Source organism: Streptomyces sp. NPDC042346 (genome assembly GCF_055581845.1).
The window spans coordinates 371,214-395,377 of sequence record NZ_JBVJEH010000003.1; the positions used below are offsets into that span (position 1 = coordinate 371,214).

Genomic DNA, 24,164 nt, shown 5'->3' on the forward strand with positions numbered 1-24,164 from the left:
CGTCGGGCATGGCTGTCAGTGGCCCGTGGGATGCTGGATCGCGATGGCCACCAGAAAGACTTCCCCCGACGACCTCCTCGGCCCCGTGACGCTCGCCGTGGGGCAGGAGGACCTGCTCCTCGACCGCGTCGTCCAGGAGGTGGTGGCGGCCGCCCGGGCCGCCGACGCCGACACGGACGTGCGCGACCTCACCTCCGACCAGCTCCAGCCCGGGTCGCTGGCCGAGCTGACCAGCCCGTCGCTCTTCGCCGAGCGCAAGGTCCTCGTCGTGCGGAACGCGCAGGACCTCTCCGCCGACACGATCAAGGACGTCAAGGGCTACCTCGACGACCCGGTCGAGGACATCTCGCTCGTCCTGCTCCACGCCGGCGGAGCGAAGGGCAAGGGCCTGCTCGACGCCGCGCGCAAGGCGGGGGCGCGGGAGGTGGCCTGCCCGAAGACGACGAAGCCGGCGGAGCGGCTGACGTTCGTCCGGCAGGAGTTCCGGGCGCTCGGGCGCGCGGCGACGCCGGAGGCGTGCCAGGCGCTGGTGGACTCCATCGGCAGCGACCTGCGGGAGCTGGCGTCCGCGTGCGCGCAGCTGACGTCGGACGTCGACGGGACGATCGACGAGGCGGTCGTCGGGCGGTACTACACCGGCCGCGCGGAGGCCTCGTCGTTCAACGTGGCCGACCGGGCCGTGGAGGGGCGGGCGGCGGAGGCCCTGGAGGCGCTGCGCTGGTCGCTGTCCACCGGGGTGGCGCCGGTGCTCATCACCAGCGCGCTGGCGCAGGGCGTACGGGCGATCGGCAAGCTCTCGTCGGCGCGGGGTGGGCGGCCGGCGGATCTGGCACGTGAGCTGGGCATGCCGCCCTGGAAGATCGACCGCGTGCGGCAGCAGATGCGGGGGTGGACCCCGGACGGGGTGTCCCTCGCGCTGCGGGCGATCGCGGAGGCGGACGCGGGGGTGAAGGGCGGGGGCGACGACCCGGAGTACGCCCTGGAGAAGGCGGTTGTGGCGGTGGCGCGGGCGGCGCGGCTGCGGCGGGAGTAGGGGGCTGCGCCTGTGCCCGGCCCTGCTGGGCCGGGCTGAACTGGGCGGGCCTGTGCCTGTGCCTGGCCCTGCTGGGCCGGACTGAGCTGGGCGGGCCTGTGCCGGGCCGGGCTGAGCTGGGCGGGGCTGAGCTGGGCCGGGGTTGTGGGGCGGGGCTGAGCTGGGCCGGGGTTGTGGGGCGGGGCTGAGCTGGGCCGGGGTTGTGGGGCGGTGCGGGGTGGTTCGTGGCTGGTGTCGGAGCGGGTTCCCCCACCCCACCCCTTCCCGAAACCCTGCCGGGGGGCTGGTGGGGGATGAGGTGAGTTTCCCGGGGGCTCCGCCCCCGGACCCCCGGGGAGACAGCGGCAGCGGCGCGCCGCGGGTCCTGGAAGTTCGCCCCCAGCGAGGTCAGCGGCAGCTTCGCGCCGCAGTGGCGTCAGTGGGGCAGCGGCTGCTTCGTGCCGTGGGGCCTTGGGGCGTCGCCCCCCCCGCCGCAGGTCAGCGGGGGCTTCGGTCCGCAGGCGCCGGTGGGGGCAGTGGCCGTTTTGACCGTGTGTCCCCGGTGCTGGACGCGCCGAAGGCCCCGGGCGCTCCTGGGGAGGAGTGGCCGGGGCCTTCGGGGTAAGACTGGTGGGCTCGCACCCGCGTGGCGAACGCGTCCGCGTGCGAGTCCTGCGTGGTCGGGCGGGAGCGGGAGAGAGGGCCCGCTGGGTCCCGTACGACCGGTTACATCAGAGCTCAGCCCTGGAGGGAGGAAACCTTGATCGCCAGCGCCGACTTCTTGTTGGCGGCGGCGTTCTTGTGGATGACACCCTTCGAGACAGCCTTGTCGAGCTGACGCGAGGCGGCGCGAGTGGCAACGGTGGCCTTCTCGAGGTCGCCGGCGGCGACAGCCTCACGGGCCTTGCGGATCGCGGTCTTGAGCGACGACTTGACGGCCTTGTTACGCAGGCGCGCCTTCTCGTTGGTCTTGTTCCGCTTGATCTGGGACTTGATGTTCGCCACGAAAAGAGCCTTTACAGGTTCGATGTTCCTTCTGGAGTGTGACTCGCAGCTGAGAGGGCACACGAGACACAGCTGTCCACAGTACCAGTCACCCTCGGGGCCGCCCAAACCGGGCACAGGGCGGCGGGCATGGGACCATGGAGCCTACGTATCGATCCGACATCGCCCCGAGACGAGACCCTGCGTGCCCGCGACTCCTACCAACGTGCCCGAGCCGAGCCGTACCGACCCGGCTCTGATCCGCAACTTCTGCATCATCGCGCACATCGACCACGGCAAGTCCACGCTCGCCGACCGGATGCTCCAGCTCACCGGTGTGGTCGACCAGCGGCAGATGCGTGCCCAGTATCTCGACCGGATGGACATCGAGCGGGAGCGCGGCATCACGATCAAGTCCCAGGCGGTCCGACTGCCGTGGGCCCCGACCGACGGGCAGGGTGAGGGTCGTACGCACATCCTGAACATGATCGACACGCCCGGGCACGTCGACTTCACCTACGAGGTCTCGCGTTCGCTCGCGGCCTGTGAGGGCACGGTCCTGCTGGTCGACGCGGCCCAGGGCATCGAGGCGCAGACCCTGGCCAACCTGTACCTGGCGATGGAGAACGACCTCACCATCGTTCCCGTGCTGAACAAGATCGACCTGCCGGCCGCCCAGCCGGAGAAGTTCTCCGAGGAGCTGGCCAACCTCATCGGCTGCCAGCCGGAGGACGTCCTCAAGGTCTCCGCGAAGACCGGTGTCGGTGTCGACGCGCTGCTCGACCGGGTCGTTCGCGATGTTCCCGCCCCGGTCGGCGTCGCCGACGCCCCCGCCCGCGCGATGATCTTCGACTCCGTGTACGACTCGTACCGGGGTGTCGTGACGTACGTGCGAGTCATCGACGGGCAGCTCAACAAGCGCGAGCGCATCAAGATGATGTCGACCGGCGCCACCCACGAGCTGCTGGAGATCGGTGTCTCGTCTCCGGAGATGACGCCGTCCGACGGTCTCGGCGTCGGTGAGGTCGGCTACCTCATCACCGGTGTGAAGGACGTCCGCCAGTCCAAGGTCGGTGACACGATCACCTCCCTGCACAAGGGCGCGACCGAGGCCCTCGGCGGCTACAAGGACCCCAAGCCGATGGTGTTCTCGGGCCTCTACCCGCTGGACGGCTCGGAGTACCCGGACCTCCGCGAGGCCCTCGACAAGCTCCAGCTCAACGACGCCGCGCTCGTCTACGAGCCGGAGACCTCCGCCGCGCTCGGCTTCGGCTTCCGCGTCGGCTTCCTGGGACTCCTCCACCTCGACGTCATTCGTGAGCGGCTCGAGCGCGAGTTCGGGCTGGATCTGATCGCCACCGCCCCCAACGTGGTCTACCGCGTGGTCATGGAGGACGGCAGCGAGCACACGGTCACCAACCCGAGCGAGTTCCCCGAGGGCAAGATCGACGACGTGTTCGAGCCGGTCGTGCGCGCCACGATCCTGGCCCCGAGCGAGTTCATCGGCGCGATCATGGAGCTGTGCCAGACCCGTCGCGGCACGCTGATCGGCATGGACTACCTCTCCGAGGACCGGGTCGAGATCCGCTACACCCTGCCCCTCGCCGAGATCGTCTTCGACTTCTTCGACCAGCTGAAGTCCAAGACGCGCGGTTACGCCTCCCTCGACTACGAGCCCACGGGCGAGCAGGCCTCCAGCCTGGTCAAGGTCGACATCCTGCTGCACGGCGACAAGGTCGACGCCTTCTCCGCCGTCACCCACAAGGACGCCGCGTACGCCTACGGTGTGCGGCTCGTCGCCAAGCTGCGCGAGCTCATCCCGCGGCAGGCCTTCGAGGTGCCGATCCAGGCCGCGATCGGCTCCCGGGTCATCGCCCGCGAGACCATCCGCGCCATCCGCAAGGACGTCCTCGCCAAGTGCTACGGCGGTGACATCTCCCGTAAGCGGAAGTTGCTGGAGAAGCAGAAGGAAGGCAAGAAGCGCATGAAGATGGTCGGCTCGGTGGAGGTGCCGCAGGAGGCCTTCATCGCCGTCCTGTCGAGCGACGAGTCCACCGGCAAGAAGAAGTAGCCGACGGGTCGGCGAGGAGCGGCGGCGAGTAGCTGCTCTGTGCATCTAACGGGTCCATGTGCCGACGGCGCATGGACCCGTTCGTTATGAAGCGGCGCCTTGCAAGCCCTTACGCGCCGGTCCCCGGCCCTTTACTCTGATCCCGAATCGAAGGTTACTCGCCAGTTAGTTACGTAGGCAGTCACGTAGACGGTTACGTAGTTACGCACCGCCAGCAGGCACCGCCGCCGCCCGGAGGACGTCGTGAGCGACACACAGACCCTGATCGAGAACCGGCCGCCCTCCGTGGCGACCCTCTTCCTTGAGCGCGTCGAACGGACTCCCGACGCGGAGGCGTACCGGTACCCGGTGCCCGCCGCCTCCGGTACCGGTCCCGACGACTGGAAGTCGCTCAGTTGGGGGCAGGCCGCCGATCGGGTCTACGCGATCGCCGCCGGCCTCGTCGACCTCGGCGTCCAGCCCGAGGAACGCGTCGCGCTCGCCTCCTCCACCCGGGTGGAGTGGGTCCTCGCCGACCTCGGCGTGATGTGCGCGGGCGCCGCGACCACCACGGTCTACCCGTCGACCAACGCCGAGGAGTCGGCGTTCATCCTCTCCGACTCCGAGTCCAGGGTCCTCATCGCCGAGGACGCGACCCAGCTCGCCAAGGCCGTCGAGCGCCGCGCCGACCTGCCGGACCTCCGGCACGTGGTCGTCATCGACGCCGAGGGCGTGGAGACCGACGGCGACTGGGTCCTCTCCCTCGCCGACCTGGAGACGCGCGGTCGCGCCTACCTGGAGAAGCACCCCGAGTCCGTCAAGGAGCGGGTCGCCGCGATCACCTCCACGCAGCTCGCGACCCTCATCTACACCTCGGGCACCACCGGCCGCCCCAAGGGCGTCCGCCTCCCGCACGACAACTGGTCGTACATGGCCAAGGCCATCGCCGCCACCGGCCTCGTCACCCAGGACGACGTCCAGTACCTGTGGCTGCCGCTCGCCCACGTCTTCGGCAAGGTCCTCACCTCGGGTCAGATCGAGGTCGGGCACGTCACCGCCCTCGACGGCCGGGTGGAGAAGATCATCGAGAACCTGCCGGTGGTCCAGCCGACCTACATGGCGGCCGTGCCCCGCATCTTCGAGAAGGTCTACAACGGGGTCGCCGCCAAGGCCCGCGCCGCCGGCGGCGCCAAGTACAAGATCTTCCTGTGGGCCGCCGACGTCGCCCGCGAGTACGCCAAGGCCACCCAGGACAACTTCCGCCGCACGGGCACCGCCTCCGCGCCCTTCGGCCTCACCGCCAAGCACAAGGTCGCCGACGTCCTCGTCTACAGCAAGATCCGCGAGGCCTTCGGCGGCAACCTGCGCGCCTGCATCTCCGGCTCCGCCGCGCTCGCCCCCGACATCGGCTACTTCTTCGCCGGCGCCGGCATCCACATCCTGGAGGGCTACGGCCTCACGGAGACCTCCGCCGCCTCCTTCGTCAACCCGGGCGAGGCCTACCGCACCGGCACCGTCGGCAAGCCGCTCCCCGGCACCGAGGTCCGGATCGCCGACGACGGCGAGATCCTGCTGCGCGGCCCCGGCGTCATGGAGGGCTACCACGGCCTGCCGGAGAAGACGGTCGAGGTCCTGGAGTCCGACGGCTGGTTCCACACCGGCGACATCGGCGAGCTCTCGGCCGACGGCTACCTCCGGATCACCGACCGCAAGAAGGACCTGATCAAGACGTCCGGCGGCAAGTACATCGCGCCGGCCGAGGTCGAGGGTCAGTTCAAGGCCGTCTGCCCGTTCGTCTCGAACATCCTGGTCCACGGCGCCGACCGGAACTTCTGCACCGCCCTGATCTCCCTCGACGAGCCCTCCATCCTCGGCTGGGCCGCCGACCACGAGCTCGCGGGCAGGACGTACGCCGAGGTCGTCGCCGCCCCGCAGACCCAGAAGCTCATCCAGGGCTACGTCGACCGCCTCAACGAAGGCCTCCAGCGCTGGCAGACGATCAAGAAGTTCCGCCTGCTGCCGCGCGACCTCGACATCGAGCACGGCGAGCTGACGCCGTCGCTGAAGCTGAAGCGGCCGGTCGTGGAGCGGGAGTACAAGGGGCTCATCGAGGAGATGTACGCGGGCTCGCGCGAGTCCTGAACCCTCTCCCGGCCCCGGTCCTGACCTGCGCGGACCTTGGTTGTCCACAGGTCGGTCGGTTTCCTCGGGCAGTACGGGACAATGGGCTCATGCCTTCCGTACTGCCCGATGGTGAGTCCGTTCCCGACGACGGGGCGCTGCCCCCGCACGCCCTCGAAGGGGCGGGGGAGCGGCCGCTCGGGTTCTATCTGCACGTGCCGTACTGCGCGACGCGGTGCGGCTACTGCGACTTCAACACGTACACGGCGAGCGAGCTGCGCGGTACGGGCGGGGTGCTCGCCTCCCGGGACAACTACGCCGAGCAGGTCGTCGAGGAGATCCGGCTCGCCCGGAAGGTCCTCGGCGACGACCCCCGGCCGGTGCGGACCGTCTTCGTCGGCGGCGGCACGCCGACGCTGCTCGCCGCCGGGGACCTCGTACGGATGCTGGGGGCGATCCGTGACGAGTTCGGGCTCGCGGACGGCGCCGAGGTGACGACGGAGGCCAATCCGGAGTCCGTGAACCCGGCGTACCTCGCCGAGCTGCGGGAGGGCGGCTTCAACCGGATCTCCTTCGGCATGCAGAGCGCGAAGCAGCACGTCCTGAAGATCCTCGACCGTACGCACACCCCCGGGCGCCCCGAGGCGTGCGTCGCCGAGGCGCGGGCCGCCGGCTTCGACCACGTCAACCTGGACCTCATCTACGGCACGCCCGGGGAGACCGACGACGACTGGCGGGCGTCGCTCGACGCGGCGATCGGCGCGGGGCCCGACCACGTCAGCGCGTACGCGCTGATCGTCGAGGAAGGCACGCAGCTCGCGCGTCGCATCCGGCGCGGGGAGGTGCCGATGACCGACGACGACGTCCACGCCGACCGGTACCTGATCGCCGAAGAGGCCTTCGAGAAGGCGGGCTTCTCCTGGTACGAGGTGTCCAACTGGGCCACCTCGGAGGCCGGGCGCTGCCTCCACAACGAGCTGTACTGGCGCGGCGCCGACTGGTGGGGCGCGGGGCCCGGGGCGCACTCGCACGTCGGGGGCGTCCGCTGGTGGAACGTGAAGCACCCCGGGACGTACGCGGCGGCCCTGGCCGCCGGGAAGTCGCCGGGCGCGGGGCGGGAGATCCTCGCGGAGGAGGACCGGCGCGTGGAGCGGATCCTGCTGGAGCTGCGGCTCCGGGACGGCGTCGAGCTGTCGATCCTCAAGCCGGCGGGGCTTGCGGCGGCCGCGCGGGCGCTGGCGGACGGGCGACTCGACCCCGCGTCGTACGAGGCCGGGCGGGCCGTTCTGACGCTGCGGGGTCGGCTGCTCGCGGACGCGGTCGTGCGGGACCTGGTGGACTAGGGCGCCGCGCGTCGGGGTGCGGGGTGCGGGGTGCGGGGGCGGAGGCTCCCGCAAGGGAGCCGTCCCGTTGTGCCCACCCGTTCCGCCCCGGCGGAACGAATGCCCACAACGGGCGGGGGCTCGCTAGGGCGCCGTCACGAAGTCGATCAGTTCCTCCACGCGGCCCAGCAGCTCCGGCTCCAGGTCCTTGTAGGAGTTCACGCGCTTGAGGATCGCCTGCCATACCGCGCCGGTGTTGTCCGAGGGCCAGCCCAGGGCGTGGCAGACGCCCGTCTTCCAGTCCTGGCCGTGCGGGACCCTCGGCCAGGCCCTGATGCCCACCGAGGACGGCTTCACGGCCTCCCAGATGTCGATGTACGGGTGGCCGACCACCAGGACGTCCGGGGACGTCACCTGCGCGGCGATCCTCGACTCCTTCGAGCCCGGGACCAGGTGGTCCACCAGGACGCCCAGGCGGGCGTCCGGGGCCGGGCCGAACTCGGCCACGATCGACGGCAGGTCGTCGACGCCCTCCAGGTACTCCACGACCACGCCCTCGATGCGGAGGTCGTCGCCCCAGACCCGTTCGACGAGTTCGGCGTCGTGCCGGCCCTCGACGTAGATGCGGCCCGCCCGGGCGACCCGGGCCCGCGCGCCCGGCACCGCGACCGAGCCGGACGCCGTACGGGTGGGGCGTACCGGGGCGGCGGCGGACGGGCGGACCAGGGTGACCACCCGGCCCTCCAGGAGGAAGCCGCGCGGCTCCATCGGGAAGACCCGGTGCTTGCCGAAGCGGTCCTCCAGGGTCACCGTGCCCGCCTCGCAGCGGATCACCGCCCCGCAGAAGCCCGTGGAGACTTCCTCGACGACGAGGTCGTGGTCCGCCGGGACCTCCGGGACGGGGGCCGACCGCTTCCAAGCAGGTGTCAGGTCCGGGTCGTAGCTGCGCATTTGGGCGAGGTTATGACACGGCGAAGCGGCGTGCCAGTTCCTCGCGCTGTGTCCGGACGAACGTGGCGTCGACCGTCGCCCCGTGGCCCGGTACGTACACCGCGTCCTCGCCGCCCAGCGACAGCAGCCGGTCCAGCGCGTCCGGCCAGCGGGACGGGATCGCGTCCGGGCCCGCCTGCGGCTCGCCCGACTCCTCCACCAGATCCCCGCAGAAGACGACCTCGCGCTCCCCGGGGACGAAGAGCGCCAGATCGTGGCCCGTGTGGCCCGGGCCGACGTTCGCCAGGAGCACCTGCCGACCGCCCAGGTCGAGCGTCCACTCCCCGGAGACCACGTGCCGCGGGCTCACCAGGACGTCGGCGGCCTCCGTCGCCGCCCGCTCGTCGACCCCCTGCGCCATCGCGTCCTTGCGCAGGTCCTCCCGGTCCCGCTCCCGGCTCAGCAACTCGTCCACCCCCACCGCGCCGAAGACCTCCGCGCCCGCGAACGCCGCCGTGCCGAAGACGTGGTCGAAGTGCGGGTGGCTCAGTGCGATGTGCGTCACTCTTCGGCCGTCCGTCAACGCCGCGATCTGGCCGCGCAGCTCGGCGCCCTCCGCGAGCGTCGAGCCCGTGTCGTACAGCAGCAGCCCCTTCGCGCCCACGACCAGGCCCACCGTGGCGTCCCAGCCGGGCAGCCGGCGTCGGCCCACTCCGTCCCCCAGCCGCTCCCAGCCGTACGCTTCCCAATCGATGTCCATGGGGCGACGCTAACCGGTGCGCCCCCGCCTCCTTGCCAGGAGCGTTGCCCGCCGCCGTACACTGGCCGGGGGATTGCTGGCACTCGGGCAGGGTGAGTGCCAAAACCGGAGCAACCGGAGCATCCGGAACGACGAGGACAGCTGGAGGTGCGCACGATGCTCAGCGAACGCAGACTCGAGGTGCTGCGCGCCATCGTCCAGGACTACGTCGGGACGGAGGAGCCGGTCGGCTCGAAGGCGCTCACCGAGCGCCACAAGCTCGGCGTCTCGCCCGCCACGGTCCGCAACGACATGGCCGTGCTGGAGGAGGAGGGCTACATCGCCCAGCCTCACACCAGCGCCGGGCGCATCCCGACCGACAAGGGCTACCGGCTCTTCGTCGACCGGCTGGCCGGCGTCAAGCCGCTGTCGACGCCCGAGCGGCGCGCCATCCACAACTTCCTGGACGGGGCCGTCGACCTCGACGACGTCGTCGGGCGGACGGTCCGGCTGCTCGCCCAGCTGACCCGGCAGGTCGCCGTCGTCCAGTACCCCTCGCTGACCCGCTCGACCGTCCGGCACGTGGAGCTGCTCGCGCTGGCCCCGGCCCGCCTGATGCTCGTGCTCATCACGGACACCGGCCGCGTCGAGCAGCGCGTCATCGACTGCCCCGCGCCCTTCGGCGAGACCTCCCTCGCCGACCTGCGGGCCAGGCTCAACAGCCGGGTCGTCGGCCGCCGGTTCGCCGACGTGCCGCAGCTGGTGCAGGACCTCCCCGAGTCCTTCGAAGAGCTCGAGGACCGCGCCACGGTCTCGACCGTGCTCGCGACCCTCCTCGAAACGCTCGTGGAGGAGCACGAGGAGCGGCTGATGATCGGCGGCACCGCCAATCTCACCCGCTTCGGACCCGACTTCCCCCTGATGATCAGGCCCGTCCTGGAAGCTCTGGAGGAGCAGGTCGTGCTCCTCAAGCTGCTCGGCGAGGCCAAGGAATCGGGCATGACCGTACGCATCGGGCACGAGAACGCCCACGAGGGGCTGAGCTCCACGTCCGTCGTCTCGGTCGGCTACGGTTCGGGCGGCGAAGCAGTCGCCAAACTCGGCGTGGTCGGACCGACCCGCATGGACTACCCCGGAACGATGGGAGCGGTACGCGCAGTGGCACGTTACGTCGGACAGATCCTGGCGGAGTCGTAAGTGGCCACGGACTACTACGCCGTACTCGGCGTGCGCCGCGACGCTTCCCAGGACGAGATCAAGAAGGCCTTCCGGAGGCTCGCGCGCGAGCTGCACCCGGATGTGAATCCCGATCCGAAGACGCAGGAACGCTTCAAGGAGATCAACGCCGCCTACGAGGTCCTCTCGGACCCGCAGAAGAAGCAGGTCTACGACCTCGGCGGCGACCCGCTCTCGGCCTCCGGCGGGGGCGGCGCGGGCGGCTTCGGCGCGGGTGGCTTCGGCAACTTCTCCGACATCATGGACGCGTTCTTCGGCACGGCCTCGCAGCGCGGTCCGCGCTCGCGGACCCGCCGCGGCCAGGACGCCATGATCCGTCTGGAGATCGACCTCAACGAGGCGGCCTTCGGCACCACCAAGGACATCCAGGTCGACACGGCCGTCGTCTGCACCACCTGTTCGGGTGAGGGTGCCGCGCCCGGCACCTCCGCCCAGACCTGTGACATGTGCCGCGGTCGCGGCGAGGTCTCCCAGGTCACCCGGTCCTTCCTGGGCCAGGTCATGACCTCCCGGCCCTGCCCGCAGTGCCAGGGCTTCGGCACCGTCGTCCCGACCCCGTGCCCCGAGTGCGCGGGCGACGGCCGGGTCCGGTCCCGTCGCACCCTCACCGTCAAGATCCCGGCCGGTGTCGACAACGGCACCCGGATCCAGCTCGCCGGCGAGGGCGAGGTCGGCCCCGGCGGCGGCCCGGCCGGTGACCTGTACGTCGAGATCCACGAGATCCCGCACGACACGTTCCAGCGGCGCGGCGACGACCTGCACTGCACGGTGACCATCCCGATGACGGCGGGCGCGCTCGGCACGAAGGTGCCGCTGCAGACCCTCGACGGCATCGAGGAGATCGACATCCGTCCGGGCACGCAGTCCGGCCAGTCGGTCCCGCTGCACGGCCGCGGCGTCACGCACCTGCGGGGCAACGGCCGGGGCGACCTGATCGTGCACGTCGAGGTGCAGACCCCGGGCAAGCTCGACGCGGAGCAGGAGCGGCTCCTGCGCGAGCTGGCCAAGCTGCGCGGCGAGGAGCGGCCCACCGGGCAGTTCCAGCCGGGTCAGCAGGGCTTGTTCTCGCGCCTGAAGGACGCCTTCAACGGGCGGACCTGACCGGACGGCATCGTGAGGGAAGGGGCGGGGCGGCGACGGGCCGTTCCGCCCCTTTCCGTTCTGCCCCCTCCGTCTCCGGAGGACCGCCTTCCGTGACCTGACGTACCGATTCGGCCCGCCGCGGCCGTCATGAAACGATGCCCGTATGTCCACCACCGCACTGAACGATCTCTTTCGGCATCCGATCGTGCAGGCCCCCATGGCGGGTGGCGCTTCCTGTCCCGAGCTCGTCGGGGCCGTCTGCGAGGCCGGTGCGCTCGGTTTCCTGGCCGGCGGGTACAAGACGGCCGGAGGCCTGTACCAGGAGATCAAGCAGGTACGCGGGCTCACCGCGCGCCCCTTCGGCGTCAACCTCTTCGTGCCGCAGGGCGGCCCGCACGCCGACCCCGCCGCCGTCGAGGTCTACCGGCACCAGCTCGCGGGCGAGGCGACCTGGTACGAGACCTCCCTCGGCGAGGCCGACGACTGCCGCGACGACGACGGCTACGACGCCAAGCTGGCGATCCTCCTGGACGACCCGGTCCGCGTCGTGTCCTTCACCTTCGGCTGTCCCGCTCCCGAGACGCTCGCCGCCTTCGCCCGCGCCGGAACGTTCACGCTCGTCACCGTCACCTCGGCCGAGGACGCCCTCGCCGCCGAGCGGGCCGGTGCCGCCGCCGTCTGCGTCCAGGGTGCCGAGGCCGGCGGCCACCAGAGCACGTACCGCGACGACCCGGCCGACGACGGCACCCCGGGGACCGGGCTCCTCGCCCTCCTCACCCAGGTCCGCGAGAGCGTCGCGCTGCCGGTCGTCGCCACCGGCGGGATCATGCGCGGCGCGCAGATCGCCGCCGTCCTCGCCGCCGGCGCCGACGCCGCCATGCTCGGCACCGCCTTCCTCGGCTGCCCCGAGTCCGGCGCGCATCCGCTGCACAAGCGGGCCCTGACCGATCCGCTCTTCACCCGGACCGCCTTCACCCGGGCCTTCTCCGGGCGTCCCGCGCGCGGGCTCGTCAACCGCTTCATGCGCGAGCACGGGCCGTACGCCCCCGCCGCCTACCCCGAGGTCCACCACCTCACCGCCCCGCTCCGCAAGGCCGCCGCCACCTCCGGCGACTCCCAGGGCATGGCCCTGTGGGCCGGGCAGGGCCACCGGCTCGCCCGCGAACTCCCCGCAGGGCAGCTCGTCGAGGTCCTGGCCGCCGAACTCGACACCGCCCTCTCCGACCTGGCCCACAGGAGCGCCTCATGACCGCACCCGTCTTCGTCGTCGACACCGTTCCCGGCCCCGGGAGCTTCCTCCTGGACGGGTCCGAGGGCCGGCACGCCGTCTCCGTGAAGCGGCTGCGCGAGGGCGAGGAGCTCGTCCTCGCCGACGGCCGGGGCCGCTGGGCCGAGTGCGTGGTGCTGGCCGCCGAGGGCAAGGACCAGCTGACCGTGCGGGTCGCCGAGGTGCACGAGGACGCCGAGGAGTCGCCGCGGATCACGGTCGTCCAGGCGTTGCCCAAGGGCGACCGGGGCGAACTCGCCGTGGAGACCATGACGGAGACCGGGGTCGACGCGATCGTCCCCTGGGCCGCCTCCCGCTGCATCACCCAGTGGAAGGGCGACCGGGGCCTCAAGGCGCTCGCCAAGTGGCGTGCCACCGCCCGCGAGGCGGGCAAGCAGTCGCGGCGCACCCGCTTCCCCGAGGTCGCCGACCTGATGACGACCAAGCAGCTCGCCGCCCTCCTCGCGGCCGCCGACTTCGCCGCCGTCCTCCACGAGGACCGCGCGCATCCGTCCGGCGCGCTGGCCACCGCCGAACTGCCCGCGAAGGGCTCGATCGTGCTGATCGTCGGACCCGAGGGCGGCGTCTCCCCGGACGAGCTCGCGGCCTTCGAGGCGGCCGGCGCGAAGCCGTACCGGCTGGGCCGCAGTGTCCTGCGCACCTCCACGGCGGGTACGGCGGCGACGGCCCTCGTCCTGGGGCGCACCGGCCGCTGGAGCTGAAGGATTTAGTCGGAACCCGGTGGACGGGTGCCACCGGGTTCTTCATAGGGTGGCCGCATGGCCGACGAGTCCCCTCTGATCCGCAGTCTGCGCGCCGCCGTTGCCGCCGCCCCCGGTGACGTACCCCTGCGCCTCCACTTCGCCGAGCTGCTCCTTTCCGAGGGGCGCAACGAGGAGGCCGTCGCGGAGGCGGCCGTCGCCCTCCAGCACGCGCCCGGCGACGCGGACGCCCGCGCGCTGATGATGCGGGCGATGGGCATGCCTCCCGCGACGCCTCCCGTGACGCCTCCCGCGGCGGCACCCGCGGCACCTCCTGCGGCGGCACCCGTGACGCCTCCCGCCGTCGAGCAGCCCGCGCCTCCCGCGCCCGCGCCCGCTCCCGAGGCCCCCGCCTCCGCCCCCGCCCCCGCCTTCGACTGGGACGCCGCCGAGCAGCAGGTCCAGGACCTCGTCGGGCCTCGCTTCCTGGACGAGCCGCAGGCCGCCGACGGCGAGGGCGCCGCCGGGGACGCCGCCGCCTGGGACGTGGACGCCCCCGGCGCCGTGCGGCTCGCCGACGTCGGCGGCATGGAGGAGGTCAAGGACCGCCTGGAGGCCGCCTTCCTCGCCCCCATGCGCAACCCCGAACTGCGCAGGCTGTACGGAAAGTCGCTGCGCGGCGGCCTGCTCCTGTACGGGCCGCCCGGCTGCGGCAAGACCTTCATCGCCCGGGCCGTCGCGGGCGAGCTCGGCGCGAACTTCCTCACCGTCTCGCTCTCCGACGTCCTCGACATGTGGATCGGGGCCTCCGAGAAGAACATCCACGACATCTTCGAGACCGCGCGCCGCCAGGCTCCCTGCGTCGTCTTCCTCGACGAGCTGGACGCCCTCGGCGCCAAGCGTTCCCGTACGCACCACAGCGGGCTGCGCAACGTCGTCAACCAGCTCCTCACCGAGCTCGACGGCATCGCGAGCGGCGCCGGCAACGAAGGCGTCTTCGTGCTCGCCGCCACCAACGTGCCCTGGGACGTGGACATCGCGCTCCGCCGCCCGGGCCGCCTCGACCGCACGCTCCTCGTGCTGCCGCCGGACGCCGCCGCCCGGGAGGCGATCCTCCGCTACCACCTGCGCGAGCGCCCCATCGAGGCCGTCGACCTCGGCAAGCTCGTCAAGGTCACCGAGGACTTCTCCGGCGCCGACCTCGCCCATCTCTGCGAGACCGCCGCCGAGGCCGCGCTCCTCGACTCCGCCCGCAGCGGCTCCGTACGCCTCATCACCACCAAGGACCTCCTCGGCGCGGCCAAGCAGATCAAGCCGTCCACGGAGCCGTGGTTCGCCGCCGCCCGGAACGTCGCCATGTTCGCCAACGAGGGCGGGCTGTACGACGACCTCCTCGCCTACCTGAAGCGGAAGCGCAAGCTGTGACCACTCCGACCGCGCTCCTGCGCGCCGAGGCGCTGTACGACACCGGGCGGTACGAGCAGGCCGGGGCGCTCGTCGCCCAGCACCTGGCGACCGACCCGGAGGACGCCGACGCCCTCGTCCTGCTCGCCCGCTGCCACCACCGGGCCGGCGACGGTCCGGCCGCCCTGGCCGCCGTGGACCAGGCGCTGGGCGCCCGGCCCGAGCTGCTCATGGGCTGGCTGATGCGCGTGCAGATCCTGCTGGGCCTGAAGCGGTTCCCGGAGGCCGAGACGACCGCCCGGCGCGCCGTCGCGATCGCCCCGCAGTACTGGGGCAGCCACTACGCGCTCGGCACCGCCCTCGCCGAGCACGCCGAGCACTCCCGCACCCCGGCCCGCGCGGTCGAGGCGTACGAGGCGGCCCGGGCCGCCGTCGCCCTCGGCCCCGAGGAGGACGCGGCGCACTTCCTCGTGGGCCTGACCGCCCAGCGCCGGGGCGACCACGCCACCGCGCAGCGGGCGTACGAGGCTGCTCTGCGGCTCAACCCGCAGAGCAGCGAGGCCCACAACAACCTCTCGCTGCTCCGGCTGCGGCGCCGCTGGTTCCGGCGCGGTGCCTGGACGCAGGCCGCCGAGGGCTTCGTCGCCTCCGCCGCGCTCGACCTCGACGACCGCAAGGCCCGGTACAACCTGGAGGCCATGGCCTGGAACACCGCAGCCGGGGCCCGCTGGGTGGCCCTCGTCGGCTTCATCGCCTCCTTCCTCGCCACCGCCCCGGTCCGCTCCGGAGCCACCGGCGCCGAGGCCGTCGTCCCCTTCGTGATCGGCGCGGCCGTCGTCGTCGGCGCCTGGGGCGGCTGGGTGCTGTGGATGGGCCGCCGGGTCCCGGCCCGGCTGCGCCGCCCGATGCTGCTCGTCGCGCGCGCCTGCCGGCCGGTGATCGCGATGGCGACCGCGGTGGGGCTGCTCGGTCTGTACTCGGTGGTGACGTTGGCGTTGTGGTCGTTCGATTCGGGCGTCGTGGGCGGGCTCGGGACGCCGCTGTTCTGGGCGGTGATCATCACGTACTGGGTGAGCCGCTCCGCCCTGAACCGCCGCGCGCCGAAGGACTGACCGGGGGACGACGGTCATGTCGCCGGCGGCGGATAGCATTCCCGTTGGACCGATCCACATCAGAGGCGAGGAGGCCCGGGCCATGGCCGGAGAGCCGCAGAGCGACTGCCTGTTCTGCAAGATCGTGGCGGGGGAGGTGCCGGCGACGATCGTCCGCGAGACGGAGACGACGGTCGCGTTCCGCGACATCAACCCGCAGGCGCCCACCCACGTCCTCGTCATCCCGCGGCTCCACTACCCGGACGCGGCCTCCCTGGCAGCCGCCGCGCCGACCGTCGCCGCCGACATACTGCGCGAGGCCGGAGAGATCGCCGCGCAGGAGAAGGTCGACGGCCACGGCTTCCGGATCGTCTTCAACACCGGCGCCGGCGCGGGTCAGACCGTCTTCCACGCCCACGCGCACGTGCTGGGCGGCCGCGGTCTCAACTGGCCGCCCGGATAGTCCGTGTCCGTACGCGAACTGGTCGTCCTCGGGACCGCCAGCCAGGTCCCGACCCGGCACCGCAACCACAACGGCTATCTACTGCGCTGGGACGGCCAGGGCATCCTCTTCGACCCCGGCGAGGGCACGCAGCGCCAGATGCTGCGGGCCGGGGTCGCCGCGCACGACCTGGACCGGATCTGCGTCACGCACTTCCACGGCGACCACTCGCTCGGCCTGGCCGGGGTGATCCAGCGGATCAACCTCGACCAGGTTCCGCACCCGGTCACCGCCCACTACCCGGCGAGCGGGCAGCACTTCTTCGAGCGGCTGCGGTACGCCACGGCCTACCGCGAGACCGTGAAGCTGACCGAGGCGCCCGTCGCCGCCGACGGGCCGCTCGCGGTCACCGAGGCGTACACCCTCGACGCGCACAGGCTCTCCCACCCCGTCGAGTCCTACGGCTACCGGGTCACCGAGCCCGACGGGCGCCGGATCCTGCCCGAGCGGCTCGCCGCGCACGGCATCAAGGGCCCCGACGTGGGCCGGATCCAGCGGGACGGCGTGCTGGACGGCGTGACCCTCGAAGAGGTCAGCGAGGTCCGGCGCGGGCAGCGCTTCGCCTTCGTCATGGACACCCGCCTCTGCGACGGGGTGCACGCGCTCGCGGAGGGCGCCGACATGCTCGTCATCGAGTCGACCTTCCTCGACGAGGACGTCCGGCTCGCCACCGACCACGGGCATCTGACGGCCGGACAGGCCGCGGCCGTGGCGCGGGACGCGGGCGTGCGCCACCTCGTCCTGACCCACTTCTCGCAGCGCTACGACGACCCGGCCGAGTTCGAGCGACAGGCGCGGGCGGCCGGGTTCGACGGCGAACTGAGCATTGCCCAGGACCTCATGAGGGTCCCCGTACCGAAGAGATAGAGCACCACCCATGCCCCTCCCCACGGAACTTCCCACGGCACTCCCCACGGCGCTCCCCAAGGCCGAGCTGCACCTCCACATCGAAGGCACCCTCGAACCCGAGCTGGCCTTCGCGCTCGCCGCGCGCAACGGCGTCACCCTGCCGTACGCGGACACCACCGCGCTGCGCGAGGCGTACGAGTTCAGCGACCTCCAGTCCTTCCTGGACCTCTACTACGGGCTGATGGCGGTCCTGCGCACCGCCGGGGACTTCACGGAGCTCGCCGACGCCTATCTGGAGCGGGCCGCCGGCCAGGGCGTCCGGCACGCCGAGATCTTCTTCGACCCGCAGGCGCACACCGCGCGCGGGGTCCCGATCGGCACGGTGATCGAGGGCCTCGGGGCAGCCCTCGACCGGGCCGAGGAGCGGTACGGGATCTCGACGCGGCTCATCATGTGCTTCCTGCGCGACGAGTCCGCCGAGTCGGCCATGGCCACCCTGGAGGCCGCGAAGCCGTACCTGGACCGGATCACCGGCGTCGGACTGGACTCGGCGGAGGTCGGCCACCCGCCGGCGAAGTTCCGCGAGGTGTACGAGGAGGCCGCCCGGCTCGGGCTGCGGCGCGTCGCCCACGCGGGCGAGGAGGGCCCCGCGGAGTACGTCCGCGAGGCCCTGGACGTCCTCGGGGCGGAGCGCGTCGACCACGGTCTGCGCTGCATGGAGGACCCGGAGCTCGTCGGCCGGCTGGCCCGCGAGCGGGTGCCGCTGACGCTCTGCCCCCTGTCGAACGTCCGGCTCCGCGTCATCGACACGCTCGCCGACCATCCGCTCCGCGCGATGATGGCCGCGGGTCTGCTGGTGACGGTGAACTCCGACGACCCGGCCTACTTCGGCGGCTACGCGGGCGACAACTTCGACGCGGTGCGGGAATCCCTCGGTCTCACGGAGGACCAGCTGCGCACCCTCGCCCGCAACTCCTTCGAGGCCTCCTTCCTGGAGGACGACGAGCCGCGCAGGGCCCGCTTCCTCGCCGAGGTGGAGGCCTACGACTTCGGCGCCTCCTAGGGCTCTCCTAGGGCTCTCCCAGCGCTCCCCGGTGTCGATGATCGCGCCTTCGCACCGGCCGACCATCCGATGATTCCTCGGCGGTGATCGCCCGGTCGAGCACACTTGCAAGCGGTGGCGGCGGGCAGGCGTGTTGCCCGTTTCGGGTCCGATGGCGAGTGCCATCATCGGGCAAAAATCCGCTCCTCTATCAATGGGGCCGTGAGGCCTTGAGGAGGACCATCGCATGTCAAGGGTCGGTCGGTGCGCGCGTCTGTTCGCCGCACTTCTGTTGATGCTCGTGGGCTCGGCCGCCGTAGGCGCCACTTCCGCCCACGCCGCCACCGAGCAAATCACCGTGAGCCTCTACCGGGTCGTCGAAATCTCCTGTGACGAGGGAGACGGCGAGGCGTGTGGGAACGACTACTATCCGAAATTCGAGATCGACCATCAAGGGCTGTTCGACGGGAAAGACGACTACTGCTGCGCCCACGGGGCCGACTTCAGGACCAACTGGGTCCGGACGGCGACCGTGGACACCAGCCACAACCCCGTCGCCATCCACTTGGAGCTGTGGGACCAGGACGACCTGAGCGCCGACGACCCCGTCAAGTGGGTCGGTGGGAGCAACGACCTCAACCTCTCGTTCGACCTGATGACCTGCACGTTCACCGGAGGCGGTCTGACCGGTCAACAGGGAGCGGGGGTCCCCACCCTGGCCGGTGAGAGCGAGGGCTCCGTCGCCCGGGGCTACTTCACGATCACCACACCCTCGTGCGTGAGCCTGGCGAACAGCGTGGACAGCGACGGCGACGGCCTCATGAACACCTGGGAGGTCCCGGGCAGGGGCTACGACTTCGACACCGACGGGACCGTGGACCTGCCCCTGGGCGACCAGCCGTACGGGGCCGTCCCCTACCGCAAGGACCTGTTCGTCGAGGCGGACTACATGGCCGAGACCAAACCGCAGGCCGAGGCGCTCGCCGACGTGGTCAAGGCGTTCGCCGAGGCTCCGGTCGACCCGTACCCCGATCCGGCCGACGCGACGAAGACCAAGTTCCGGGGCGTCAACCTCCATGTGACGGAGGGAGAGGCCGTCACGACCGTGAACCCCCTCATGTGGCGGTCGAACGGCCCTGGCACAGCGGACGACTTCAACGACCTGAAGAGCGGGAGCCCGCCGGGCCCTTGCACCGGATTCTTCGGCTCGGCAGCCGATCGGTCCAGCTCCAACTGCGCGAACATCCTGAGTGCGAAACGCCAGGCCTTCCGCTACATGCTCTTCGCCATCAGCTTCTTCGACGGATCCACGCCGCCCAAGGCGTCGACGGCGTCGGGCAGTTCCGAGTGGACCTCCGCGGGCCCGCAGGGCGGCAACGACTTCATCGTGACCCTGGACACCTGGGTTCCCTCGACGATCGCGAAGATCGGCGCACGCAGGAAGGCCGAGGCCGCCACCTTCATGCACGAGCTCGGGCACACGCTGAGCCTGGGACACGGCGGCAACGACGCGGTCAACTGCAAACCGAACTACCTCAGCGTCATGAACTACACGCTGCAGTTCGCGGGCAGGGACCCCGACAGGCCGCTGGACTACTCCAGCGCGGCCCGGGGCACGGCCCTCGGGACGACCCCGGCCACGGTGCTCAACGAGGCGAGCCTGAACGAGAACAACGGCGTGTACGGGACGCCCTCACCCGCGCGCAAGACCGTCTACGGAGTCGGCGGCAAGCTGCGCGTCGCACCCGCCACGAACGGTCCCCTCAACTGGAACGAAACCGGCGGCGACAAGGAATCCGCCATCCCGGCCGACATCAACTACATCCAGTCCATCGGTCCTGACGACGGCGGATGCAGCAAGGCCAGCCCCGGCCAGAGCCTGGGCGGCTTCGACGACTGGGCGCACATCCAGTACAACCCCCGCCTCAACGCCGAGTTCTTCGCCGACGGAGACCGCCCGCTCCTGCCGGAGCTGACCGAGGAATCGGTCCGCGCCATGTTCCAGCAGGCCGACCTCAAGATCGCCAAGTCCTCCGACGAAGCCGACGCCACCGGCGGGGACACGGTGCACTACACGACCACCGTGACCGACCTCGGCCCCGGTACCGCCACGGGCATCCACGTGGACGACACCCTGCCCGACGGCAGCACCCAGCAGCGCTCGCTCGCCGACCTGGCCAACGGCGCCACCGCCACGGTCACACCGGCCTTCACCTACCTCGTGCCGTGCGACACGGCAGACGGCACGGTCCTCACCAACCGCGCCACGGTCACCGGCACCGACACCGAGGGCGTGCCCGACCCGTACACGGACGACAACACGGCACGGGCGACCACCACCGTGCACGCCCCGGTCCTGACCGTGGACAAGGCCGCCACGGCCACCGTCGACGCGGGCCAGGCCATCACGTACACCCTCACCTACGCGAACACGGGGAGCGGCGCCGCATCCGGTGTCACCCTCACCGACACCCTGCCGGCGGGCGTGTACTACAGCCAGGCCCTCGATCTCGGCACCGGCCCCAGGCCGAGCTCCGTGACCCTCAACGACGACGGCACCCGGACCCTGGTCTGGAACGTCGGCAGCCTCCCGGCGCACTCCGGCGACCGGCAGATCGTCTTCACCGCGAGGCCGACGCTCCTGGCCCTGGCCGGCACCACCTACACCGACACCGTGTCCGTCGGCTACAAGAACGCCGGCGGGGCGTGCACCTTCGCGCCCGTCACGGACTCCGCCACCACCACCATCACCGTGACCCCGCCCAGCCGCGACCCGCTCTCCCAGGGCTACTGGAGGAACCACCCGGGGCAGTGGACCGCCGAGTTCCTGGCCCGCGTACAGGCCACCGACCAGCGGTACGACACCGACCGGAGCGGGGCCCTGTCCGCCGCCGAGGTCACCGCGGCATTCCGCGACGACAACGCGCCCAAGAGCATCCTGGGCAAGCAGCTGTTGGCCGTCTACTTCAACCTGGCCACCCGGCGCATCAACGCCGGAACGGCCATCCTCTCGCGTACCACCCAGTCACTGGGCCTGCACAACGTCCGCGAGGCCGTGATCTACGCACAGGACACGCTGCTCCTCCCGGTGAACTCCGGCACCGCGCAGCGCTACAGCAGGATCATCGGAGTGCTGGACGACATCAACGCCAACAGGATCGAGCAGTACTGACGGCTGCCCGAAAGGCCTTCCGTACGCTCCGAGGCCCCGCTCCCGCGCATTTCCGCGCCGGTGGCGGGGCCTCGCCGCGAGGTGTCCGCGCAGCCGCCCCGCCTCCCCGCAGGGCGGCTCCGCGGACCGCGTCAGGCGCGGCAGCGCAGCAGTTCCAGCGGCGGGTCGGAGAGCATGTCCGCCCAGAACTCCTCGCCGTACTCGCGGATGCCCGCCTCGGACACCGAGAGCGGGACCCACTCCAGCGCGCCGAACCCGGCCGCCTTCAGGGACTGTTCGTAGACCTCGCGGCGCGGGCACGTGGTGATGATGGTGATCGGCTGCGGATCGAGAAGAGCGGTGAGCCGACCCCGGCTGCCCGTCTCGATCTGCTCGCCCGTCGCCTCGATGCGGAAGCCGTACTTGTCCAGCGGCGGACCGTCGTACCGGTAGTCGGGCGTCTGGACGAGCAGGAAGAACTCGCCGCCCGGCTTCAGGTTCCGGTGGATGTTCGCGCACATCCGCTCCGTCTCCGCGATGTCCGCCGCGTAGTTGAGACACTGCACGCCCAGCGCGATGTCGAAGCGCCGGTCGAGCTGCCGCAGCTTGGACACATTGCCGACCTCGTAGACCACGCCCAGCGGGTCACGCCGGTCGATCTCCTTCGCGGCGGCGATCATCTCGACGGAGATGTCGACGCCGAAGACCTCGGCGGCGCCGCGCCGCTTGAACTCCCTGCTGTAGAAGCCGGTGCCGCACGCCAGGTCGAGGACCGACTTGCCGGTCACGTCCCCGACCAGGCTCAGGAAGCTCGGTACTTCCCCGTAACGCATCAGCGGCAGGGACTTGAATCCCTCGAAGGCCTCACCGATCTCGTCGTACTGATCCTGCACGCTCACGTGCTTCCCCCATCTGGGTCTGTCCTGTGGGCGGCCATGCCGAACAGCCCCCCGATGGAGGAGGGTTGGCCGGCAGTGGTCGTGGCAGTGAGTCTGCGCCCGCCCTGCCCGGCCTCCGTATGGGCGGATCGCACGAAGAAGTCGGCAGGGTGGCGCTCGTATCACCCAACAAGCAGATCCACCGCGAGGTGAACGTCGCAGGTGGCAGGGGGTGGAGCCGCCGCTATCCGCGGTCCGAGGGACGCGCCAGGCGGAAGGCCGATTTGACCGCGCGGCGGCGTGCCGCGCGGACGGGGAACTCGGTGACCGGCTGTTCCGGGGCGCCCATCTGCGGGACGAGGGCCGGGGTCGCCGAGGCCGTGCCCGCGAGGACCGCGGCGGGGGCGCCGCCGCGCCGGCGGACGGAGCCCGGGACCAGCGGGCGGCCGGAGGCGTGGCGGGCGACGGCCGTCATGGGGATCGCGACGAGGAGCAGCAGGGTGCAGAGGACCACGCCCATGCCCGTGTATCCGGCGCTCTCCGAGAGCAGGCTGCCGACGACGGGGCCGCAGGCCACGCCCAGGGAGGACGCCGAGCCGACCAGGACGGCCCAGCGGCCGCGCGGGTCGAGGGAGGCGGCCAGGCCGAGGAGGTACGAGAGGACGACCGGGTAGACGGCGTTCCACAGGATCTCGCCGGTCGCGAAGGAGGCCAGGCTCCCGGCGGCCGAGCTCAGCAGCACACAGGCCCCGATGACGGCGGTGCCCACGCCGATCGGCACCGCACGGCCGAGCCGCGAGCCGAGCGCGCCGGCCGCCGTGACCCCGGCGAGCCCCGCGCCGAGCGCCGCCGCGAAGACCGCGCCGACGGTGACCTCGGAGAGTCCGGCCTGGGTGAGCCCGATGCGACCGCTCACGCCCCAGAGCGCGTTCTGCGCGAGGGACCAGCACAGGATGCCGCCGGCGAGCACGGCCCCGGCCCGGCGGTACGGCAGCGGACCGGTGGGGGAGGCCGCCTGCTCCGTACGGGCTCCACGCGCGCGCGGGGAACCCGCGAGACGGCCCGTCAGCGGCCACACCAGGGCCGCCGCGCAGGCGATCGCGAGCAGCGGGGGAGCGTGGCCGCCGCCCAGGTGCGGCAGCGTGAGGTAGAGGGCGCCCGCGGTGGCCGAGACGGTCAGCAGGCCCAGCGTCGAGGCCCGGTGCGGGTCGCGCCGGCCGGCGATCCCGGCCGCGGCGACCGCCGTCGCCGTGCCCGAGCCGAGGCCGCCGAGGACCGCGCCCGCGACCACCAGGGGCACGGTGTGGGTCGCGGCGGCGGAGCCGTATCCGACGGCCATGGCGAGGAGGCCCGCGCGGGCCGCCGTGCGGGGGCCGATCCGCTCGCCGCGCGCGGCGAGCGTGAATCCGGCGGCGGAGGAGCCGAGCAGCAGCACGGAGCCGACCAGGCCCGCCTGGGAGGGGCCGAGGCCGAGACCCGAGGCGAGCCGGCCGACGACGGTCGGCAGCAGGTACGGGGCGAGGTAACCGGAGGTGAAGAGGGCGACGAGGGCGACGAGGGCCCCCGAGCCGCGCAGGCGCGACGACATGGGCGTTCCCGGGAAAGGAAAAGGGAGGGGTGGAGCGCCCGGTGGTGCGAGAAGCACGGGGTCGCGGAACCATGTGTATCAAGCAGGTGAGTTGCCGGAGAAGGTGGTATCCGAGAGTAAAGTGTGTGATCCGGGTCACTGTCGGTTTCGTGTGCGGGTTTACGGGTATGGGGTCGACCTTCCTCGTGCGTCCCACCCGTCCCCCGGTCCCCAT

19 protein-coding genes are annotated in these 24,164 nt (G+C 71.8%); 14 read left to right on the forward strand and 5 right to left on the reverse strand.

Annotation, left to right across the window (positions count from 1 at the left end; all coding sequences use genetic code 11):
• Positions 1-43: 43 nt before the first annotated feature.
• Positions 44-1,033, forward strand: a complete 990-nt coding sequence (gene holA / locus ACZ6K0_RS15290) for a DNA polymerase III subunit delta (RefSeq protein WP_469233517.1) — start codon at positions 44-46, stop codon at positions 1,031-1,033.
• A 717-nt stretch (positions 1,034-1,750) separates the two neighbouring features.
• Here holA and rpsT read toward each other — a convergent pair.
• Positions 1,751-2,017 (reverse strand): 30S ribosomal protein S20, encoded by a 267-nt coding sequence (gene rpsT / locus ACZ6K0_RS15295; protein WP_317595090.1) that lies wholly within the window; start codon positions 2,015-2,017, stop codon positions 1,751-1,753.
• Positions 2,018-2,201: 184 nt separating this feature from the next.
• Between rpsT and lepA the strand changes: the two genes are divergently transcribed.
• From lepA to hemW, 3 genes are all read left to right on the forward strand, one after another.
• Positions 2,202-4,067, forward strand: coding sequence for a translation elongation factor 4 (lepA, locus tag ACZ6K0_RS15300; RefSeq protein WP_469233515.1), 1,866 nt, complete (start codon positions 2,202-2,204; stop codon positions 4,065-4,067).
• A 243-nt stretch (positions 4,068-4,310) separates the two neighbouring features.
• A complete protein-coding gene (locus tag ACZ6K0_RS15305) occupies positions 4,311-6,188 on the forward strand; it encodes an AMP-dependent synthetase/ligase (protein ID WP_469233513.1) in 1,878 nt (625 codons plus the stop codon).
• Positions 6,189-6,277: 89 nt separating this feature from the next.
• On the forward strand, positions 6,278-7,510 hold the full coding sequence (gene hemW / locus ACZ6K0_RS15310) for a radical SAM family heme chaperone HemW (protein ID WP_469233512.1): 1,233 nt from the start codon (positions 6,278-6,280) through the stop codon (positions 7,508-7,510).
• A gap of 123 nt (positions 7,511-7,633) precedes the next feature.
• Here the strand turns inward: hemW and ACZ6K0_RS15315 are convergent, their stop codons facing one another.
• On the reverse strand, positions 7,634-8,440 hold the full coding sequence (locus ACZ6K0_RS15315; protein WP_376405996.1) for a DUF3097 domain-containing protein: 807 nt from the start codon (positions 8,438-8,440) through the stop codon (positions 7,634-7,636).
• 10 nt (positions 8,441-8,450) lie between these two features.
• On the reverse strand, positions 8,451-9,179 hold the full coding sequence (locus ACZ6K0_RS15320) for an MBL fold metallo-hydrolase (protein WP_376405998.1): 729 nt from the start codon (positions 9,177-9,179) through the stop codon (positions 8,451-8,453).
• Between the two features lie 156 nt (positions 9,180-9,335).
• Between ACZ6K0_RS15320 and hrcA the strand changes: the two genes are divergently transcribed.
• The 10 genes from hrcA (at position 9,336) to ACZ6K0_RS15370 (ending at position 21,505) form a co-directional block, all read left to right on the forward strand.
• Positions 9,336-10,355 (forward strand): heat-inducible transcriptional repressor HrcA, encoded by a 1,020-nt coding sequence (hrcA, locus tag ACZ6K0_RS15325; RefSeq protein ID WP_376406249.1) that lies wholly within the window; start codon positions 9,336-9,338, stop codon positions 10,353-10,355.
• Complete coding sequence (dnaJ, locus tag ACZ6K0_RS15330) at positions 10,356-11,495, forward strand: molecular chaperone DnaJ (protein ID WP_376406000.1); 1,140 nt, start codon at positions 10,356-10,358, stop codon at positions 11,493-11,495. It begins immediately after the preceding gene.
• A gap of 145 nt (positions 11,496-11,640) precedes the next feature.
• The gene (locus tag ACZ6K0_RS15335) at positions 11,641-12,726 is read left to right on the forward strand and encodes a nitronate monooxygenase (protein ID WP_469233509.1); all 1,086 of its coding nucleotides are present in this window, start codon (positions 11,641-11,643) and stop codon (positions 12,724-12,726) included.
• Positions 12,723-13,466 (forward strand): 16S rRNA (uracil(1498)-N(3))-methyltransferase, encoded by a 744-nt coding sequence (locus ACZ6K0_RS15340; protein ID WP_376406004.1) that lies wholly within the window; start codon positions 12,723-12,725, stop codon positions 13,464-13,466. The genes ACZ6K0_RS15335 and ACZ6K0_RS15340 overlap by 4 nt, the downstream gene beginning before the upstream one ends.
• A 57-nt stretch (positions 13,467-13,523) precedes the next feature.
• Entirely contained in the window at positions 13,524-14,870 is a 1,347-nt protein-coding gene (locus ACZ6K0_RS15345) for an ATP-binding protein (RefSeq protein WP_469233507.1), read from the forward strand.
• The gene (locus ACZ6K0_RS15350; protein WP_376406008.1) at positions 14,867-15,961 is read left to right on the forward strand and encodes a tetratricopeptide repeat protein; all 1,095 of its coding nucleotides are present in this window, start codon (positions 14,867-14,869) and stop codon (positions 15,959-15,961) included. The genes ACZ6K0_RS15345 and ACZ6K0_RS15350 overlap by 4 nt, the downstream gene beginning before the upstream one ends.
• An 82-nt stretch (positions 15,962-16,043) precedes the next feature.
• Positions 16,044-16,403, forward strand: a complete 360-nt coding sequence (locus ACZ6K0_RS15355) for a histidine triad nucleotide-binding protein (protein WP_376406010.1) — start codon at positions 16,044-16,046, stop codon at positions 16,401-16,403.
• Positions 16,404-16,406: 3 nt separating this feature from the next.
• On the forward strand, positions 16,407-17,309 hold the full coding sequence (locus tag ACZ6K0_RS15360) for a ribonuclease Z (RefSeq protein ID WP_469233505.1): 903 nt from the start codon (positions 16,407-16,409) through the stop codon (positions 17,307-17,309).
• Between the two features lie 10 nt (positions 17,310-17,319).
• Positions 17,320-18,354 carry an adenosine deaminase gene (locus ACZ6K0_RS15365; RefSeq protein ID WP_469233503.1) on the forward strand — a complete coding sequence of 345 codons (1,035 nt, stop codon included), beginning with the start codon at positions 17,320-17,322 and terminating at the stop codon, positions 18,352-18,354.
• A 226-nt stretch (positions 18,355-18,580) separates the two neighbouring features.
• The gene (locus ACZ6K0_RS15370) at positions 18,581-21,505 is read left to right on the forward strand and encodes a DUF7507 domain-containing protein (protein ID WP_469233501.1); all 2,925 of its coding nucleotides are present in this window, start codon (positions 18,581-18,583) and stop codon (positions 21,503-21,505) included.
• A gap of 131 nt (positions 21,506-21,636) precedes the next feature.
• Here the strand turns inward: ACZ6K0_RS15370 and ACZ6K0_RS15375 are convergent, their stop codons facing one another.
• Both ACZ6K0_RS15375 and ACZ6K0_RS15380 read right to left on the reverse strand, forming a co-directional pair.
• On the reverse strand, positions 21,637-22,383 hold the full coding sequence (locus ACZ6K0_RS15375; RefSeq protein WP_469233499.1) for a class I SAM-dependent methyltransferase: 747 nt from the start codon (positions 22,381-22,383) through the stop codon (positions 21,637-21,639).
• A gap of 223 nt (positions 22,384-22,606) precedes the next feature.
• Positions 22,607-23,950, reverse strand: a complete 1,344-nt coding sequence (locus ACZ6K0_RS15380) for an MFS transporter (protein WP_469233497.1) — start codon at positions 23,948-23,950, stop codon at positions 22,607-22,609.
• Positions 23,951-24,164 lie beyond the last annotated feature (214 nt).